This is a genomic window from Mesorhizobium sp. M1406, assembly GCF_040317555.1.
Lineage (GTDB): Bacteria > Pseudomonadota > Alphaproteobacteria > Rhizobiales > Rhizobiaceae > Mesorhizobium.
Genome location: NZ_JAMYKW010000001.1, coordinates 178,270 through 194,135, shown reverse-complemented (window position 1 = coordinate 194,135; position 15,866 = coordinate 178,270). Strand labels below are relative to the sequence as shown.

12 protein-coding genes are annotated in these 15,866 nt (G+C 63.9%); 5 read left to right on the top strand and 7 right to left on the bottom strand.

Translation table 11 applies throughout. From position 1 onward, the window contains the following. Window positions 1-58: 58 nt before the first annotated feature. From NKH03_RS00950 to NKH03_RS00940, 3 genes are read right to left on the bottom strand one after another with little or no spacing between them, the layout of a single operon-like run. Window positions 59-667 carry a hypothetical protein gene (locus NKH03_RS00950; protein ID WP_352966748.1) on the bottom strand — a complete coding sequence of 203 codons (609 nt, stop codon included), beginning with the start codon at window positions 665-667 and terminating at the stop codon, window positions 59-61. Next, on the bottom strand, window positions 664-2,937 hold the full coding sequence (locus NKH03_RS00945; protein WP_352966746.1) for a xanthine dehydrogenase family protein molybdopterin-binding subunit: 2,274 nt from the start codon (window positions 2,935-2,937) through the stop codon (window positions 664-666). Before NKH03_RS00945 ends, NKH03_RS00950 begins: the two co-directional genes overlap by 4 nt. A gap of 2 nt (window positions 2,938-2,939) precedes the next feature. Further along, window positions 2,940-3,401 (bottom strand): (2Fe-2S)-binding protein, encoded by a 462-nt coding sequence (locus tag NKH03_RS00940; protein WP_352966745.1) that lies wholly within the window; start codon window positions 3,399-3,401, stop codon window positions 2,940-2,942. Window positions 3,402-3,524: 123 nt separating this feature from the next. On the opposite strand from NKH03_RS00940, the gene NKH03_RS00935 reads away from it, so the two are divergent. Further along, complete coding sequence (locus NKH03_RS00935; RefSeq protein ID WP_352966744.1) at window positions 3,525-4,121, top strand: TetR/AcrR family transcriptional regulator; 597 nt, start codon at window positions 3,525-3,527, stop codon at window positions 4,119-4,121. A 33-nt stretch (window positions 4,122-4,154) separates the two neighbouring features. Here NKH03_RS00935 and NKH03_RS00930 read toward each other — a convergent pair whose 3' ends face one another. The 3 genes from NKH03_RS00930 to NKH03_RS00920 form a co-directional block, all read right to left on the bottom strand. Continuing rightward, window positions 4,155-5,285, bottom strand: a complete 1,131-nt coding sequence (locus tag NKH03_RS00930; RefSeq protein ID WP_352966743.1) for a patatin-like phospholipase family protein — start codon at window positions 5,283-5,285, stop codon at window positions 4,155-4,157. Window positions 5,286-5,334: 49 nt separating this feature from the next. Beyond that, window positions 5,335-6,117 (bottom strand): 3-hydroxybutyrate dehydrogenase, encoded by a 783-nt coding sequence (locus NKH03_RS00925; protein WP_502910879.1) that lies wholly within the window; start codon window positions 6,115-6,117, stop codon window positions 5,335-5,337. Between the two features lie 216 nt (window positions 6,118-6,333). Beyond that, window positions 6,334-7,422: a citrate synthase/methylcitrate synthase gene (locus tag NKH03_RS00920; RefSeq protein ID WP_352966742.1), complete on the bottom strand. Its 1,089-nt coding sequence runs from the start codon at window positions 7,420-7,422 to the stop codon at window positions 6,334-6,336. 94 nt (window positions 7,423-7,516) lie between these two features. Between NKH03_RS00920 and NKH03_RS00915 the strand changes: the two genes are divergently transcribed. Further along, entirely contained in the window at window positions 7,517-8,656 is a 1,140-nt protein-coding gene (locus tag NKH03_RS00915) for a citrate/2-methylcitrate synthase (RefSeq protein ID WP_352966740.1), read from the top strand. Between the two features lie 88 nt (window positions 8,657-8,744). On the opposite strand, the gene phaR is transcribed toward NKH03_RS00915, so the two are convergent. Next, entirely contained in the window at window positions 8,745-9,356 is a 612-nt protein-coding gene (phaR, locus tag NKH03_RS00910) for a polyhydroxyalkanoate synthesis repressor PhaR (protein ID WP_352864801.1), read from the bottom strand. Window positions 9,357-9,665: 309 nt separating this feature from the next. Here phaR and NKH03_RS00905 point away from each other — a divergent pair, with 309 nt between their 5' ends. From NKH03_RS00905 to NKH03_RS00895, 3 genes are all read left to right on the top strand, one after another. Continuing rightward, the gene (locus tag NKH03_RS00905) at window positions 9,666-10,850 is read left to right on the top strand and encodes an acetyl-CoA C-acetyltransferase (RefSeq protein WP_352966739.1); all 1,185 of its coding nucleotides are present in this window, start codon (window positions 9,666-9,668) and stop codon (window positions 10,848-10,850) included. 123 nt (window positions 10,851-10,973) lie between these two features. Further along, window positions 10,974-11,699: an acetoacetyl-CoA reductase gene (gene phbB / locus NKH03_RS00900; RefSeq protein ID WP_352966738.1), complete on the top strand. Its 726-nt coding sequence runs from the start codon at window positions 10,974-10,976 to the stop codon at window positions 11,697-11,699. Window positions 11,700-12,420: 721 nt separating this feature from the next. Beyond that, the gene (locus tag NKH03_RS00895) at window positions 12,421-15,855 is read left to right on the top strand and encodes a helicase-related protein (protein ID WP_352966737.1); all 3,435 of its coding nucleotides are present in this window, start codon (window positions 12,421-12,423) and stop codon (window positions 15,853-15,855) included. Window positions 15,856-15,866: the final 11 nt, after the last annotated feature.

Here is a 15,866-nt window from a genome sequence, read left to right as displayed (position 1 = left end):
CGGCGAAGCGTGCTTCTACATCAAAGTTGTACCGCAATATAGTCCGAAAGTTGCAAGATCATTGCGCCACCGGACAAGATGCGCCCGCCGCTATCCAGTTTTCGATCGCCTCGTATGTCTCTTCCGCCGAGCCTGGCGCCGACTCGCGATCTCCACCGGGGGCCCAGCCCCAGGCAACCAATTTGTCGTCGCGCACATGCAGCGCCACATCCTGCAGGCTGCGCCCGCCATTGCGGGCGGGATCCTTGATCTGGGCGCAGATTTCCGGCGAGGACTCTCCGAACCAGACCATCTCGGTCGGTGCCAGATGCCAGTTCTCGGCCCCGGGCGGCCCATGCAACATATTGGAATTGCTGGAGAAATGGCATGTCGTGCAACGCAAGCCCGGATTGCCGAAGCCAGACCCGTCAGCACCGCGCTGGACATTGAAGGCGTGAACGCGCGTGCCGCCATAATGCGCGCCTGACCAGCGCGGCCGGTCGTCCGCGACATGACAGCCGGCGCAGCGTGGATGCGAGAACACCGCATAGACCTTGTCCCATTCGGCCAGGCTTTTTGCGGCGCCGGCCAACGCCGGCGCCAGCGTCTGGCTCTCTTGCGCGATCGCGAACGGCACTGCCAGGACAAGCATGGCAGCAGGCGTCAGCATAGTGAGGAGCTTCTTCATGCGAAGGCCACCGTTTTCGACAGCGGCAGCGTGCGGATGCGCTTGCCGGTCAACGCGAAGATGGCGTTGGCCAAAGCTGGTGCCGCCGGCGGTGTGCCGACCTCGCCGACGCCACCCATCTTGTGAAAGTTTTCCAGGATGGCGACTTCGAAGACCGGGCACTGGAAGATCCGCATGGCATCGAAATCGTGGAAGTTCGACTGTTCGACCATGCCGTCGGCGAAGGTGATCTCCTGGCCCATCGCTGCCGAAAGACCGTAGATGGCGGCGGAAATCAGCTGCGCCTCGATGATGCCGGGATCGAGCGCGGTGCCGACATCGGCGGCGATCCACACCTTCTCGATACGGATGCCGGCTGGCGCGTCCGCCACCTGGACGATCTCGCCGACCCAGCTGCCGAAGGACAGCGTGAAGGCCATGCCCTTGGCCTTGCCGGCTGGCAGCGCTTCGCCCCATTTCGCCATCGCGGCGACTTTCTCCACCACCTTCACCGCCGAGGGATAGGCGGCCATCAGTCTCTTGCGCATCTCGACCGGATCGACTTTCCCAGCAGCGGCGATCTCGTCCATGAACCCCTCATGGAAGAAACCGTTGACCGAACTGCCGACCGAGCGCCAGGAACCGACAGGGATGGAGACGGGCGCCGCGATACCGCTGACCCGGTAATTCGGGATGCTGTAGGGCTGGTCATAGGCGCCATCGACAATGGTCTTGTCGGGACCGAGCGGTGATATCGAGGGGAACAGCCGACGCAGCGTGCCGGCAATCACCGATGGCGAGGCCATCTTCATGTCGACGGCGACCGGCATGCCATCGTCGCCGAGCCGCGCCTGGAACTTGCCGATAGCGGCCGGTCGATAGGCGTCGTGGCGCATGTCTTCTTCACGCGTCCAGGTCACCTTGACTGGACGCCCGCCCGCTTCCTTGGCCATCAGCGCCGCATAAAGCGCATAGTCCATCTCGATGCGCCGGCCGAAGCCGCCGCCGAGGAAGGTCGTGTGCACGGTGACCTTGTCCTGCTCGATGCCGAGTTGATTGGCGCAAAGCTGCCGCACCAGGGTCGGCGCCTGGTTGCCGCACCAGATGGCGAGGGCACCATCCTTGAGCTGCGCCGTCGCGTTCATCGGCTCCATCGTCGCGTGCGCCAGATAGGGCACGGCATAGTCGGCCTCGACGATCTTTTCGCGCGGCGCATCGGCGAAGGCGCTGTCGACATCGCCATTGTCGCGCATCACCGAACCCTTGGTGCCAAGCGCCTGCTTCAGCACATCGGATATGGCGGCGCTGCTGAGCGGATATTCGGGATCTGACCACTCGGCGTCGATCGCCTCGGCAGCCTTGAACGCCGTCCATGTGTTGTCGGCGATGATGCCGAAGCCATGGCCGTAATTCGTCTCGAGCGGTACGATCTTGATCACGCCGGGCATTTTCTCGGCCCTGGAGAGGTCCGCCTTGATCGGCCTCGACCAGAAGCGCGGGCTCATCTTGACCGTGCCGTAGAGCATGTCGGGCAGCCGGACATCGATGCCGAAGATCGGCGCCCCGGTGACCTTGGCCAGCATGTCGATGCGCTTCTGCGGTTTTCCCAGCAGTTTCCAGTCGGCCCGGTCCTTGAGTTTGACTTCGGCCGGCGGCGCCATCGCCGCGGCGGCCGCGGCGACCGAGCCATAGGTCAGAGACTTGCCGGACGCCTTGTGCAGGATCGAACCGTCGGCCGTTTCCAGATCGGCGGCGGCGACACCCAGTTTTTGCGCCGCGGCAGCGATCAGCATCTGCCGGGCGGCGGCACCCGCTTGCCGCATCTTGTCAAAGCCATCCCGTGTCGAAGACGAACCACCCGTGCCCTGCAGGGCAAGGAACTTGCCGACCACGCCGAGGCCCGAGCGCACCGCTTGCGCGGTCATGCTTTCGTCGAAGAAGGCGAACGGGCCGCCCTCTTCGAGGATCGCGGCGTTGTAATAGGCATGGGAGGCCGGCCCGTGTTCGACCTTGACCCGATCGAGGCCGACATCGAGTTCTTCGGCGACCATGACGGCAAGCGTCGTCGAAATGCCTTGCCCCATCTCGGCGCGCGGCGCGACGATGGTGATGGTGTTGTCGGCGCCGATCTTCACATAGGGGTTGAAGGTCGCCTCGCCCTTGCCGAGATCGGCTTCGAGCGGGTTCGCAAAAGGCTTGCGATAATAGTAGTAGCCGACGGCAACGCCGCCCGCGACAGCGACCGCGCCCATCAGGAACGTGCGGCGGGCGATCTTTCCGACACTGGCCATGGTCAGAGCCCCGCCGTCTTGAGCGCCGCGGCCTTCTTGATGGCCGAGCGGATCCTCGGATAGGTGCCGCAGCGGCACAGATTGCCGCCCATGGCGTTGTCGATGTCGGAGTCGCTCGGGTCGGCGACCTCGTCAAGCAGCGCCACCGCGCTCATGATCTGGCCGGCCTGACAATAGCCGCATTGCGCGACCTGTTCCGCCAGCCATGCCTGCTGCACCGGATGCAGCCTGCCCGCCGTGCCGATGCCTTCAATGGTGGTGACAGCCCCGCTGACCTGGCCAACCGGAAGCGAGCAGGAACGCACCGGCTGACCGTCGACATGAACCGTGCAGGCGCCGCAGGCGGCAATGCCGCAGCCGAATTTGGGTCCGGTCTTGCCGATGAGATCGCGCAGCGCCCATAGCAGCGGCATGTCCGGATCGGCGTTGATATCGAATGACTGCCCGTCGACGGTGAGGCGCATGGGGATACCCTTTGTTGTCGTCCACTGCCCAAGGTGAAATGACCAACCGGACATCTCGTCCCGATACAGATTGACAAATTACGTCATTATGTCAATAAAGATTTTGCAGGATAGAATTGCTCCATGAATCAGATCGAAGACATCGCCACCGCCGACCCCAAACGCGTCCGTATCCTGGATGGAGCGATGAAGGTGTTTTTGGCTTATGGCTTCTCCCGCACCACCATGGACGACATCGCGCGCGCCGCCGACATGTCGCGGCCGGCGCTCTATCTCCTGTTCAAGAACAAGACCGAAATTTTCCGCGCCATCGGCATGATGATCCTGTCGCGCTCGGTCGAGGCGGCAAAGCTGGCTCTGGCCGGCGACGGCGCTTTCACCGAGCGCATGATGCGAGCCATCGACGAGGCATTCATCTCGATGATGGGCGCCGTCGTTGCCTCGCCGCACGGCGCAGAACTGCTGGACATGAAATCGAGCCTTGGCGATCTGGTGGGCTGCTGGCGCGGCGGGCTTGGCAAACATATCGCCGCCGCGATCGAGGGCGAAGCAGCCAGGAACCGCGTCGATCTGGCGGCCAGGGGCCTGTCGACGCAACTGCTTGCCGACATGCTGCTCGACGGGCTGGAAGGCATGAAGGCGCGGATCAGCGATCCCCAGGGACAGCGGCAAGCGGCCGCCGCCCTGATCAGGGTGATCGAACTCACTCTGAAAGCATGATCGCGAGCCAATCGATGAACATCGATTGGCCGTTCACGCCCGACGGCGAACCACCTCCGGATTTTTGCGCGCAGCAAGGAATTCCTTGACCCGCCGGCCAGGTGCGGGACCGCGCACCGGCTTGAAGCCGTCATCGAGTTCGCCCGAGAGATCGAGTGTCGGGTGCTTGCCGACGGCGTCGTAATTCTCTTCCAGCCAATCGGTCGCGGCGGTGCGGCCGAGATCGCGCAGATAGGTCAGGAACGCCCATTCGGCATTGACCTTCGATGATGCCGACAGGTCCTTGAACGCCTCGTCGGCATCGATACGGTGCATGCGGATGTCGCGGTATTCGCCATGCGGCAGACGGCCGGCGGCGATCAGTTCCTTGACGAAGGCAATCGAACGGAATTCGCGCAACAGCCCGGCGTTGAAGGTGATCTCGTCGATGCGGTTCTGGATCTCGTTGGCGCTCCTTGGTGTTCCCTCCCGCACCACCGGATTGATCTGCACCAGCAGCACGTCCTCGGTCGCCGCCGTCTTGAAGAACGGATAGAGCGCCGGATTGCCGCCATAGCCGCCGTCCCAATAGGGCACGCCGTTGATCTCGACGGCGCGGAACAGTTGGGGCAGGCAGGCCGAAGCCATCACCGTGTCGAGGTCGATCTCGCCGTCGGAAAAGACGCGCAGCTGTCCGGTTTCGACATTGGTCGCCGAAATGAACAGCTCCATCGACTTGCAGGCGCGGACATTCCTAAAATCGATCTCCCGCGCGACGACGTCGCGCAGAGGATTGAGGCCCAGCGGGTTGGCGGCATAGGGCGAGAACACCCGCGACATGGTGTCGAAAAAGACATAGCCCGGCGTGTTCTCGATCGACCAATTGCCCCAGGCGACATCCCACGGCATGCGCTGCACCGGGCTGAACCGGCCCTTCGCCGCCACCGCGCGCCAGAAATCATCGAGCTTCTGGCGTGCGCCATCGACCCCGCCACGGACAAAACCGTCGGCCAGCGCCACCGCGTTCATGGCGCCGGCACTGGTACCTGACACCGCTGATATCTCCAGCCTGCCGTCCTCCAGCAGCCGGTCGAGCACACCCCAGGAAAAGGCCCCGTGCGAGCCGCCGCCCTGAAGTGCGATATTGATCTTCTTCGTCTCCTCCGCCTTGCCGTTTTTGGTCATGGCGTCGTCCTCGGTCTGTCCCGTTTGGTAGATGAGAAAATTCTGGGCCTCACGCGGCGGTCCAGCCGCCGTCGACCGACAGATGCGTGCCGTTAACCTGCGCCGCCGCGTCCGAACACAGGAACACCGCCGCTGCCGCGATCTGCTCGACCGTGACGAATTCCTTCGTCGGCTGCTTGTCCAGCATGACCTCGCGGATGACGGTCGCGCGGTCCATCTCGTGAGCTTTCATCTGGTCGGGGATCTGCGCCTCGACCAGCGGCGTCAGCACGTAGCCGGGGCAGATGGCATTGCAGGTGATCTTGTCACGCGCCAGTTCGAGCGCGACCGTCTTGGTCAGCCCTAATATGCCGTGCTTGGCCGCGACATAGGCCGATTTGAATGGCGACGCGACCAGCCCATGCGCCGAGGCGATGTTGACGATCCGGCCGCCGCCGGCCTTTTTCATCAGCGGAATCGCTGCCGCGATGGTGTGGAACGCCGAAGACAGGTTGATGGCGATAATCGCGTCCCATTTCTCGATTGGAAAGTCTTCCACCGGCGCGACATGCTGGATGCCGGCATTGTTGATCAGAATATCGACCGACCCGAACGTTTCTGCAGCCTTTGAGACCAGCGCCCGGCATTCTGCCGGTTTCGACATGTCGGCCTTGATGTAGGCAGTCTTCACGCCGTGCTGTTTGGCGATCGCATCGGCGATGGCGTGGTCGGCTGCCGTGTCGGAGAAGGAATTGACGACGACGTCATGGCCTTCGGCCGCCAGCGCCTGGGCGATGGCCAGGCCAATGCCGGATGTGGAGCCGGTGACAACTGCGGTTTTCCTGGTGGCCAAGGGCGGAATCCTCTGGTTGCGGCAAAAGCAGGTCTATGTTGCAGTGCAGCATATATGCTCGATGCGACGCAATAACAGCGGCCAGAATTTTCGGCGAGATGAAATTTTCGTCATGAGCGGCGGCACAGCCGCTCACCACGACAACATCGACCGGACCGCCCCGCCCATCGGCGGGCGCAACCTTCCTGCAAAAATCCTGCAGAGCCCAAAAAAGCTTCAGGCAACAAGGTCAGGCACCGGCCCGACATAACGCGACTGCGGCCGGATCAGCCGACCGGTCGTCTGCTGCTCGCGCGCATGCGCGATCCAGCCAGCGACACGCCCGGCGGCAAAGATATTGCTGAAGGCTTGGCTGGGAAAGCCCGCCGCTTCCAGCAGCAGGGCGGTATAGAACTCGACATTGGTCTGCAGCGAGCGCGACGGCTTGGCAACCCGCAGCACGTCGAGCGCCGCTTGCTCCACCGTCTCCGCGAAGGCCAGCCGGCGGCCGGCTTCGCCCTCGTTGCCGAGTTGCCGGACCACCGCCTTCAGCACATCGGCACGTGGATCGCGCACCCGGTAGATGCGATGCCCGAACCCCATGATGCGCTTGCCATGCGCTATCTCTGCGCGCAGCCAGCCGGCCGCATCGCCATGCGCCTGGATTGCATCCAGCATCTCGATGACAGGGCCAGGCGCGCCGCCGTGCAGCGGCCCCTTGAGCGCGCCGAGCCCGGCCAGCACGGACGATGTCAGGCCGGCCTGCGTGGACGCGACCACGCGTGTTGCAAAGGTCGATGCATTGAGACCGTGATCGCAGACCGTCACCAGATAGGTGTCGAGCGCCTTCGCCAGCCCTGGCGAGGCGACGCTGCCGCTCAGCATCCGCAACATGTCGGCGGCATGATCGCCGCGGCTGTCCGGCGCGATCGCCTCCTCGCCGTGCCGGAGGCGCAGCAAGGCCGGCGTCAGCACGGCGGGCGCCGCGATCAGCAGCAAGGCGTCCGTCAGCGTGTCGCCGTCCGGCAGCAGCGCCATGCCGGCGCGCATGGCGCTGTAGACATCGAGCGATGCCAGCAAGGGCAGCGAGGGCAAAACCCGCTCGAACACGTCCGCACGCGCCTGGCCCAGAGCCGGCGTCAGTTCCGCATCATCGGGAAGGCCGTCGAAAAAGCCATCCAGCAGCAACCGAACCACCTGGGCATAATTCCAACGGCCGGCCAATTCCGGCAGCGAATGACCACGGATCGTCAGACGGCCGCCAAGACCATCCACGTCGGAGAGCACTGTTTCCGCCGCCACAACTTCATCGAGCCCATTCGCCATAGCCTGTGTCTCCTTGAAGCATTTCGGGATTGGAGATAAGGCTGGGCAACACGGCCATCAATCTTGATCAATAGAATCAATATGAGAGTTCGATATGTCCGAGTGGCTGTCGCGAGAAGAAGCGCTTGAACGTCTCCAGGTGCGGGCGCAGACGCTGTACGCCTATGTCAGCCGTGGGCGCATCGGCATGCGGCCCGACCGCGCCGATCCGCGCCGCAGCCAGTATCGTGCCGACGACATAGCGGCGCTGGCAACGCGGAGGGCACGTGGAAGAAGTCCCTCGGCAATCGCCGAAAGCGCGATCGCCTGGGGCGAGCCGTCAATCGTCACCTCGATTTCGACCGTCTCGCACGGTCGCCTTGTCTATCGTGGCCAGGACGCCGCTGCACTTTCCGAGAATGCCACGCTGGAAGAAACAGCCGCGGTGCTCTGGGCTCTGCCTAAACCGGTGGCTTTCGAAGCGCCGTTGCTGGAGGAGCCCTATCAAGCTGGCCGGGCCGCGGCCTTTGCGCGACTTGCGGTGCTTGCCGGCCAGGGGCGCCCATCGCTCGGGCGCAGCGCCGCGTCGCTGCATGCCGATGCCGCGCACGTGGTCGGCGTGCTGGCCAGTGCCTTGGGCACGTCGGCGGGATTAGAGCCAATCCATCAACGGCTGGCACAGGGCTGGTCGGTGGATGGTGGCGGGGCGGATGCGATCCGCCGAGCGCTTGTCTTGCTTGCCGATCACGAACTGAACGCGTCGACCTTCGCCGCCCGCGTCGCGGTCTCGACCGGCGCGCCGCTGGCCGCTTGCCTGCTCGCTGGGCTTGCGACCCTGTCAGGCCCTCGCCATGGCGGCGCCGGCGAAGCGGTGATGCAACTGGCCGAGGATGCGGCACGGCATGGCGCCGATGCGACGATCCGGCGCTGGCTCAGCCATGACCGACCGTTGCCGGGGTTCGGTCACCAGCTTTATCCCGACGGCGATCCGCGGGCAGAGGCGCTGCTGTCGGTGATCGAGGTCGACGGCACACTATCGTCGCTGCGCGACGCTGCCCTTGCCGCGACCGGCGCGCTTCCCAACATAGACTTTGGGCTGGCCGCGCTGACGCGCAACCTTGGCTTGCCGCGCGATGCACCGTTCCGCCTGTTCGCGCTCGCACGCAGCGTCGGCTGGGCCGCGCACACGGTCGAGCAGATAACAAGCGGAGGCCTTATCAGGCCGCGCGGCCGTTATGTGGGAGTGCTGCCATAGGGCCGAAAAGGGGTACCGGTCTTCGGAAAAGATGGAACGGGCAGCGACCCGATGCGCCGCAGCTATCGGATCTTTCGATCCGAACGCGTCAAGACATCGTGTCGAGCTTGCGCTGCATGGCCGCGATCTGGTCCTTCAACTCCTGCAGGTCGTCGGGCTTGTCAGGCGTTTCCTTCCTGGCCGGCTCGGGCGTCGGTGCAGCCCCTGGCGCGGTGCCCGCGGGCGGAAACGGCGTGAACAGCCGCATCGCATTCTGGAACATTTCCATGTTGCGGCGCGTCTGCTCCTCCAGTGCCTTGATCGGCGTGGTGATTTTCATCATGTCCAGCGGCGACTTGCCGAGCGCACCCTTCATCTGCTCGCGAAAGCGTTCCTGCTCCTTGGAGAAGGCGAGCATCGACTGCTCGAGGAAGCTCGGCACGATCATCTGCATCTGGTCGCCGTAATAGGCGATCAGCTGGCGCAGGAACGGGATCGGCAGCATGTTCTGCCCATCCTTGTTCTCCAGCTCGAAGATGATCTGGGTCAGCACCGGATGCGTGATGTCGTCACCGGTCTTGGCGTCCTGGACGGTGAACTCCTCGCCCTTCTTGACCATCTCGGCGAGGTCCTCGAGCGTCACATAGGTGCTGGTACCGGTGTTGTAGAGGCGGCGATTGGCATATTTCTTGATGATGATCGGATCGTCTTTAGCGGCCATCTACATCCTCCCGGGGACACCGGCGCGCCTCTGAGTAAGCCGCCGATAGCGATTGTGCCTTTTTTTTGAGGATATGCGCAAAAGCCTCACAATTCCAAGCAGTTTGTGCAGTGCGGGATCATTAAATGCTGCATAGCGGGCAAAAAATATGCTGCGCAGCAATGAGGGAACTGCCGCCCCGGCGAGGCACGACCCGCTTGTGGCGCATGGGCGCCATGCCCATTTCCGGTTTGACTTGGATCATGGAAAGGGCAAGAAAAGTCGCCAACAACGCCCAAAAAAACGACAGCTCGAAGTCCGGAGAAGAAAATGACCTCTGCCAATTCCATCGTTGTCGCCAGCGCCGCACGCACGCCGGTCGGCTCCTTCAACGGCGCCTTCGCCGCCACCCCGGCACATGAGCTCGGTGCCGTCGTCATCAGGGAATTGCTGTCGCGCGCCGGTGTCGAACCAGGCGAGGTCGACGAGGTCATCCTCGGTCAGGTGCTGACCGCGGCGCAGGGTCAGAACCCGGCCCGCCAGGCATCGATCAATGCCGGCCTGCCCAAGGAAACCACCGCCTGGGGCCTCAATCAGGTTTGCGGCTCGGGTCTGCGCGCCATTGCGCTCGGCATGCAGCAGATCGCCACCGGCGATGCCAAGGTGATCATCGCGGGCGGCCAGGAATCGATGTCGCTTTCGACGCATGCCCAGCACCTGCGCGCAGGCGTCAAGATGGGCGACTTCAAGCTGATCGACACTATGATCAAGGACGGGCTGTGGGATGCCTTCAACGGCTATCACATGGGCAACACCGCCGAAAACGTCGCGCGCCAGTTCCAGATCACCCGCGACGACCAGGACCAGTTCGCACTGGCCTCGCAGAACAAGGCCGAGGCCGCGCAGAAGGCCGGCAAGTTCAAGGACGAGATCGTTGCCGTCACTATCAAGGGCAAGAAGGGCGACACCATTGTCGACCAGGACGAATACATCCGCCACGGCGCCACGATCGACGCCATGACCAAGCTGAAGCCGGCTTTCGACAAGGACGGCACGGTAACCGCCGCCAACGCCTCCGGCATCAATGACGGCGCCGCGGGTGCTGTGCTGATGAGCGAAGCGGAAGCGGTGAGGCGCGGCATCACCCCGCTGGCGCGCATCGTATCCTGGGCAACCGCCGGCGTCGATCCGCAGATCATGGGCACCGGCCCTATTCCTGCCTCGCGCAAGGCATTGGAAAAGGCTGGCTGGTCGGTCGGCGACCTCGACCTGATCGAGGCCAATGAAGCCTTCGCGGCGCAAGCCTGCGCCGTCAACAAGGACATGGGCTGGGATCCCTCGATCGTCAACGTCAATGGCGGCGCCATTGCCATCGGCCATCCGATCGGCGCATCTGGCGCCCGCATCTTCAACACGCTGGTCTACGAGATGCGCCGCCGCGGCGCCAAGAAGGGCCTCGCTACGCTCTGCATCGGCGGCGGCATGGGCGTCGCCATGTGCGTGGAAGCACCCTGAAGAAAAGCAAATAGCGAATAGGGAGTAGCGAATAGGGAAGAATGGCGTCAGCGCGACGGGACATCAAATCCCTACTCGCTATTCGCCACTCGCTATTCGCTCCCGACCAAAGGGAGGAACTTCATGACCAAGGTAGCAATCGTCACGGGCGGATCGCGCGGTATCGGCGCGGCGATCTCGATCGCATTGAAGACCGCCGGCTATTCGGTTGCCGCGAACTATGCCGGCAATGACGACGCGGCGGCGAAATTCAAGGCCGAGACCGGGATTCCGGTCTACAAATGGTCGGTCGCCGACTATGATTCCTGCGCCGCCGGCATCAGCCAAGTCGAGGCCGATCTCGGCCCGGTCTCGGTGCTGGTCAACAATGCCGGCATCACCCGAGACGCCATGTTCCACAAGATCACGCGCGAACAGTGGAAAGAGGTCATCGACACCAATTTGTCTGGCGTCTTCAACATGACGCATCCGCTGTGGAGCGGCATGCGCGACCGCAAGTTCGGCCGCGTCATCACGATCTCCTCGATCAACGGCCAGAAGGGCCAGGCCGGCCAGGTCAACTATTCCGCCGCCAAGGCAGGCGACATCGGTTTCAGCAAAGCTCTCGCTCAAGAGGGCGCGCGCGCGGGCATCACCGTCAACGTCATCTGCCCCGGCTACATCGCCACCGAGATGGTCAAGGCGATCGACGAGAAGGTGCTCAACGAGCGCATCATTCCGCAGATCCCCGTCGGCCGCCTCGGCGAGCCCGAAGAAATCGCGCGCTGCGTCGTTTTCCTCGCTTCCGAGGATGCCGGCTTCATCACCGGCTCGACCATCACGGCCAATGGCGGCCAGTATTTCGTCTGATGACGGCGGTGCGGGCGGACAGATCGACGGGCCAGCCCACCGGCCCGTTTTTTCGTTGCCGGGCCTGATCCTTTCGACACGCCCTCGTCGGGTGCTGACCCAATCCGGCACGCAGAGGTTAACGGCGGCTGGCCGCCCTGTGCGAAACCGGTTCCCAAGCCTGTGGATTCTCGGTGGATAAGCTGTTCACAACACAAGATGTTGGGGTGAACAAACCAAGAATATTCCGGCATCGCTGATTCGTCGCCGATTCGTTCCGGCTTTGACCGGAACGTTAACGGCGACAGCTGGAATCGCCTGCCAATTCCTTAACGCGGATTAGGAAAGATCAACAATTTCATAAGCTTGGGCGAGGCATACCAAGCCATCATGATCGCTTCTCGGCAAAGGTTAACAGCAACGCCCCCTTGCACCCTCTTAGCATGAAACGGGCCAGTTCGGCGATTCAGCATGTGGTGCGACTCCCAGTCGCAAAATCCACATGTAGCCGTGAACAAAAGCTGAATCTGGTCGAGTCACTGATTCGTCGCCGATTCGTTCCAGACTCGTTCTATCCGTTAATCCGCGGCCGATTGAGAGCTTGACAAAGACACCTTCTGGCCGCCGATGGAACATTCCGCTTTCGCTTCGCGCCCGAAATCCCTATGTGTCGCCTGTCATACGCGCCAGTTGAGGCACGCTCCCGACAACCAGAGGCCAGAAAGCCTTATTCCCAGGGTCGATGAACATCCAGCCGAAACACACTGAGCCGCTAATCCTGTCTGGCCGCGACGTGACCGCCGTGCTTGGGCCCACCAACACCGGCAAGACCCATCTCGCCATCGAGCGCATGGTGGCTCATGAAAGTGGCATCATCGGCCTGCCGCTCAGGCTACTGGCGCGCGAGGTCTATGCCCGCGTCTGCGAAAAGGTTGGCGCTCACAAGGTCGCGCTGATCACCGGCGAGGAAAAGATCCAGCCGGCGGGCGCGAAATATTCGGTCTGCACCGTCGAGGCCATGCCACGCGAGACCGATGCCGCCTTCGTCGCCATCGACGAGGTGCAGCTTGCCGGCGACCTCGAGCGCGGACACATCTTCACCGACCGTATCCTGCACCTGCGCGGCCGCCAGGAAACGTTGCTGCTCGGTGCCGCCACCATGCACGGCATTTTGCAGCGCCTGCTGAGAGGCGTCTCTGTGGTGACGCGGCCGAGGCTGTCGCATCTTGCCTATGCCGGCCCCAAGAAACTGACACGGCTGCCGCGGCGCACTGCGATCGTCGCCTTCTCGGCCGACGAGGTCTACGCCATAGCCGAACTGATCCGCCGCCAGCAAGGCGGTGCCGCCGTCGTGCTCGGCGCGCTAAGCCCGCGCACCCGCAACGCCCAAGTGGCATTGTTTCAGTCCGGCGATGTCGACTATCTCATCGCCACCGACGCCATCGGCATGGGCCTCAACCTCGATCTCGATCACGTCGCCTTCGCCCAGAACCGGAAGTTCGATGGTTATCAGTATCGCAACCTGACGGCGGCCGAGCTTGGCCAGATCGCCGGCCGCGCCGGTCGGCACCTGCGCGACGGCACCTTTGGCGTCACTGGCCAGGTCGACCCGCTGGACGAGGAACTGGTCAAGAAGATCGAAGGCCATGATTTCGATCCGGTGAAGGTGCTGCAATGGCGCACCGCGCGTTTCGACTTCGCCAGCCTCGATGCGCTGAAGCGCTCGATCGAAACCAATGCCCCGGTCGAAGGGCTGACGCGTGCGCTGCCGGCGGTCGACGCGCAGGCGCTTGAATATCTGTCCCGCGATGAAGACATCCGCGCTCTTGCCAGCAATGCCAAACGCGTGGCGCTGCTGTGGGAAGCCTGCGCACTGCCCGATTACCGCAGGATCGCGCCGGCCCAGCATGCGGATCTCGTTGCTTCGATCTACACCGACCTTGCACGGCATGGCCATGTCGACGAGAATTACATGGCCGAGCAGGTGCGCCGCGCCGACACCACCGAGGGCGACATCGACACACTGTCGCATCGCATTGCCCAGATCCGCACCTGGACATTCGTGTCGAACCGGCCCGGTTGGCTGGCCGATCAGGCACACTGGCAGGAAAAGACGCGCGAAATCGAAGACAGATTGTCGGATGCGCTGCATGAGCGGTTGACGAAACGCTTCGTAGACCGCAGGACTTCCGTCCTCATGCGGCGCCTTAGAGAAAATACCATGCCTGAAGCCGAAATTAGTCCTACCGGAACCGTCCTTGTCGAAGGCCACCATGTCGGCGAGTTGCAAGGGTTCCGCTTCACCGCTGATCAAACCGCCGGCGGTGAAGACGCCAAGGCGGTGCGCACCGCCGCCCAGAAGGCGCTGGCCGCCGAGTTCGAGGCGCGCGCCGAACGCTTCGGCGCCTCGGCCAATGGCGACATCGCGCTTGGCTCGGATGGCACGCTGCGCTGGATCGGCGCGCCGATCGGCACACTGGTCGCGGGCGAAGACGCGCTGAAGCCGCGCCTGGTGCTGCTGGCCGACGAACAGCTGACCGGCCCGGCGCGCGACAAGGTCGCCGCGCGTGCCGAGCGGTTCGTCAATTTCCAGATCGAGTCGCTGCTGAAGCCGCTGGTCGACCTGAAGAATGCCGACCAGATTTCTGGCATCGGCCGTGGCATCGCCTTCCAACTGGTCGAGAATTTCGGCCTCATCAACCGCCGCGACATCGCCGAGGAGATGAAGTCGCTCGACCAGGAAGGTCGCGCCGCGCTTCGCCGGCTCGGCGTGCGCTTCGGCGCCTACCATGTTTTCGTGCCGGCGCTGATCAAGCCGGCACCCGCCGGGCTTGTGACGCTGCTGTGGGCGCTGAAGAATGACGGCAAGGACAAGCCCGGCTTTGGCGACGTGGTTCACGCCCTCGCCTCCGGCCGCACCTCCGTGGTCATCGACCCAGCCTTCGACAAGACCTTCTACAAGCTGGCGGGCTACCGCAATCTCGGCCGCCGCGCCGTGCGCATCGACATCCTGGAACGGCTGGCCGACCTGATCCGTCCCGCGACCAACTGGAAGCCCGGCCTCGGCCAGCGTCCGGACGGGGCCTATGATGGCCAGTCCTTCATGGTGACGCCGCCGATGATGTCGATCCTCGGCGCCACCGCCGACGACATGGAAGAAATCCTGAAGGGTCTCGGCTACCGTGCCGAGCCGAAGCCGCCGGCTGAAGTGAAGGCGCGGCTCGAGGCACAGGACATTGCCGCACGCGAGGCCGCGGCGGCGAAGCTTGCAGCTGAAGAGACAGCGCGCGCGGAGCAGGCCAAGACGGCGGAAGCAGCGGCAACCGATGCGGCCGCGGAAGCAGCGGTCGGAGGTTCGGAGCCGGCATCGGACGCAGTGGCCGCTTCGGAAACCGCAGCCGAACGTCCCGCCGAAGTCGTCGCGGACGCCGCGGCGGAACCTGCTGTGCCCGAGGTGGCAGAACAGGCGGATACTCCGGTCGAAACCGAGCAGGACGAAGCGCCGGTAGCCGACATTGTTGCAGGGAACGCCGAACCTGCGCCGGCTGAACCGAGGGCAGAGGCTGAAACTCCCGAGATTGAAGCCGCGCCTGCAGACGAAGCCGCATCGGCCGAGCTGGCGTCTGATGCCGCGCTCGTAACGGACGCCGCGCCAGACGACCCTGCCGCGACGGCGGAAGCAGCGGTCGGCGAACCTGTGCCGGAAGCCGAAGCGCCAAAACCCATCCTGTTGTGGCGTCAGGGTCGTTTCGAACAGCGCCCGCGCAACCGCGACGACAACCGCAGGAACAATCGCCCACGCAACGGACAAGCGCGCGGCCGAAGCGATGCGCCCGCGGATGCCGCCGGCGCATCGGCTACGGCTGGACCCGGAGAACGTCCGGCCCATGAGGGCCGGCGCGACGGTGCCGGCAAGCCGCGCTTCGATCGCTCGAAGTTCAAGCCCAAGCCGCAGGCCGAAGGCGAACAGCGGCGTGACGGTCGGCCGCAAGGCGAGCGCCCCGACCGCCGCGAAGGCCGTCCCGACTGGAAGGGCGGCAGGCCGGATGGCAAGGGTGGTCCGCAAGGCGGCAAGCCCGCTTTCCAGCCGAAGCCGCGCGAGGAGCGCCCGGTGCGCTTCGATCCGGACTCGCCCTTTGCCAAGCTCGCCGCTTTGCGCGACCAGCTGAAGAAGTAGCCTCGGCTCGC

Excerpts from the sequence above, each read along its gene's own strand:
- phaR (WP_352864801.1), bottom strand. The coding sequence starts at position 9,356 with ATGGCCGCTAAAGACGATCCGATCATCATCAAGAAATATGCCAATCGC.
- NKH03_RS00920 (WP_352966742.1), bottom strand. The coding sequence starts at position 7,422 with ATGGCGAATGGGCTCGATGAAGTTGTGGCGGCGGAAACAGTGCTCTCC.
- NKH03_RS00950 (WP_352966748.1), bottom strand. The coding sequence starts at position 667 with ATGAAGAAGCTCCTCACTATGCTGACGCCTGCTGCCATGCTTGTCCTG.
- NKH03_RS00940 (WP_352966745.1), bottom strand. The coding sequence starts at position 3,401 with ATGCGCCTCACCGTCGACGGGCAGTCATTCGATATCAACGCCGATCCG.
- NKH03_RS00915 (WP_352966740.1), top strand. The coding sequence starts at position 7,517 with ATGTCCGAGTGGCTGTCGCGAGAAGAAGCGCTTGAACGTCTCCAGGTG.
- NKH03_RS00945 (WP_352966746.1), bottom strand. The coding sequence starts at position 2,937 with ATGGCCAGTGTCGGAAAGATCGCCCGCCGCACGTTCCTGATGGGCGCG.
- NKH03_RS00935 (WP_352966744.1), top strand. The coding sequence starts at position 3,525 with ATGAATCAGATCGAAGACATCGCCACCGCCGACCCCAAACGCGTCCGT.
- phbB (WP_352966738.1), top strand. The coding sequence starts at position 10,974 with ATGACCAAGGTAGCAATCGTCACGGGCGGATCGCGCGGTATCGGCGCG.
- NKH03_RS00905 (WP_352966739.1), top strand. The coding sequence starts at position 9,666 with ATGACCTCTGCCAATTCCATCGTTGTCGCCAGCGCCGCACGCACGCCG.
- NKH03_RS00930 (WP_352966743.1), bottom strand. The coding sequence starts at position 5,285 with ATGACCAAAAACGGCAAGGCGGAGGAGACGAAGAAGATCAATATCGCA.
- NKH03_RS00895 (WP_352966737.1), top strand. The coding sequence starts at position 12,421 with ATGAACATCCAGCCGAAACACACTGAGCCGCTAATCCTGTCTGGCCGC.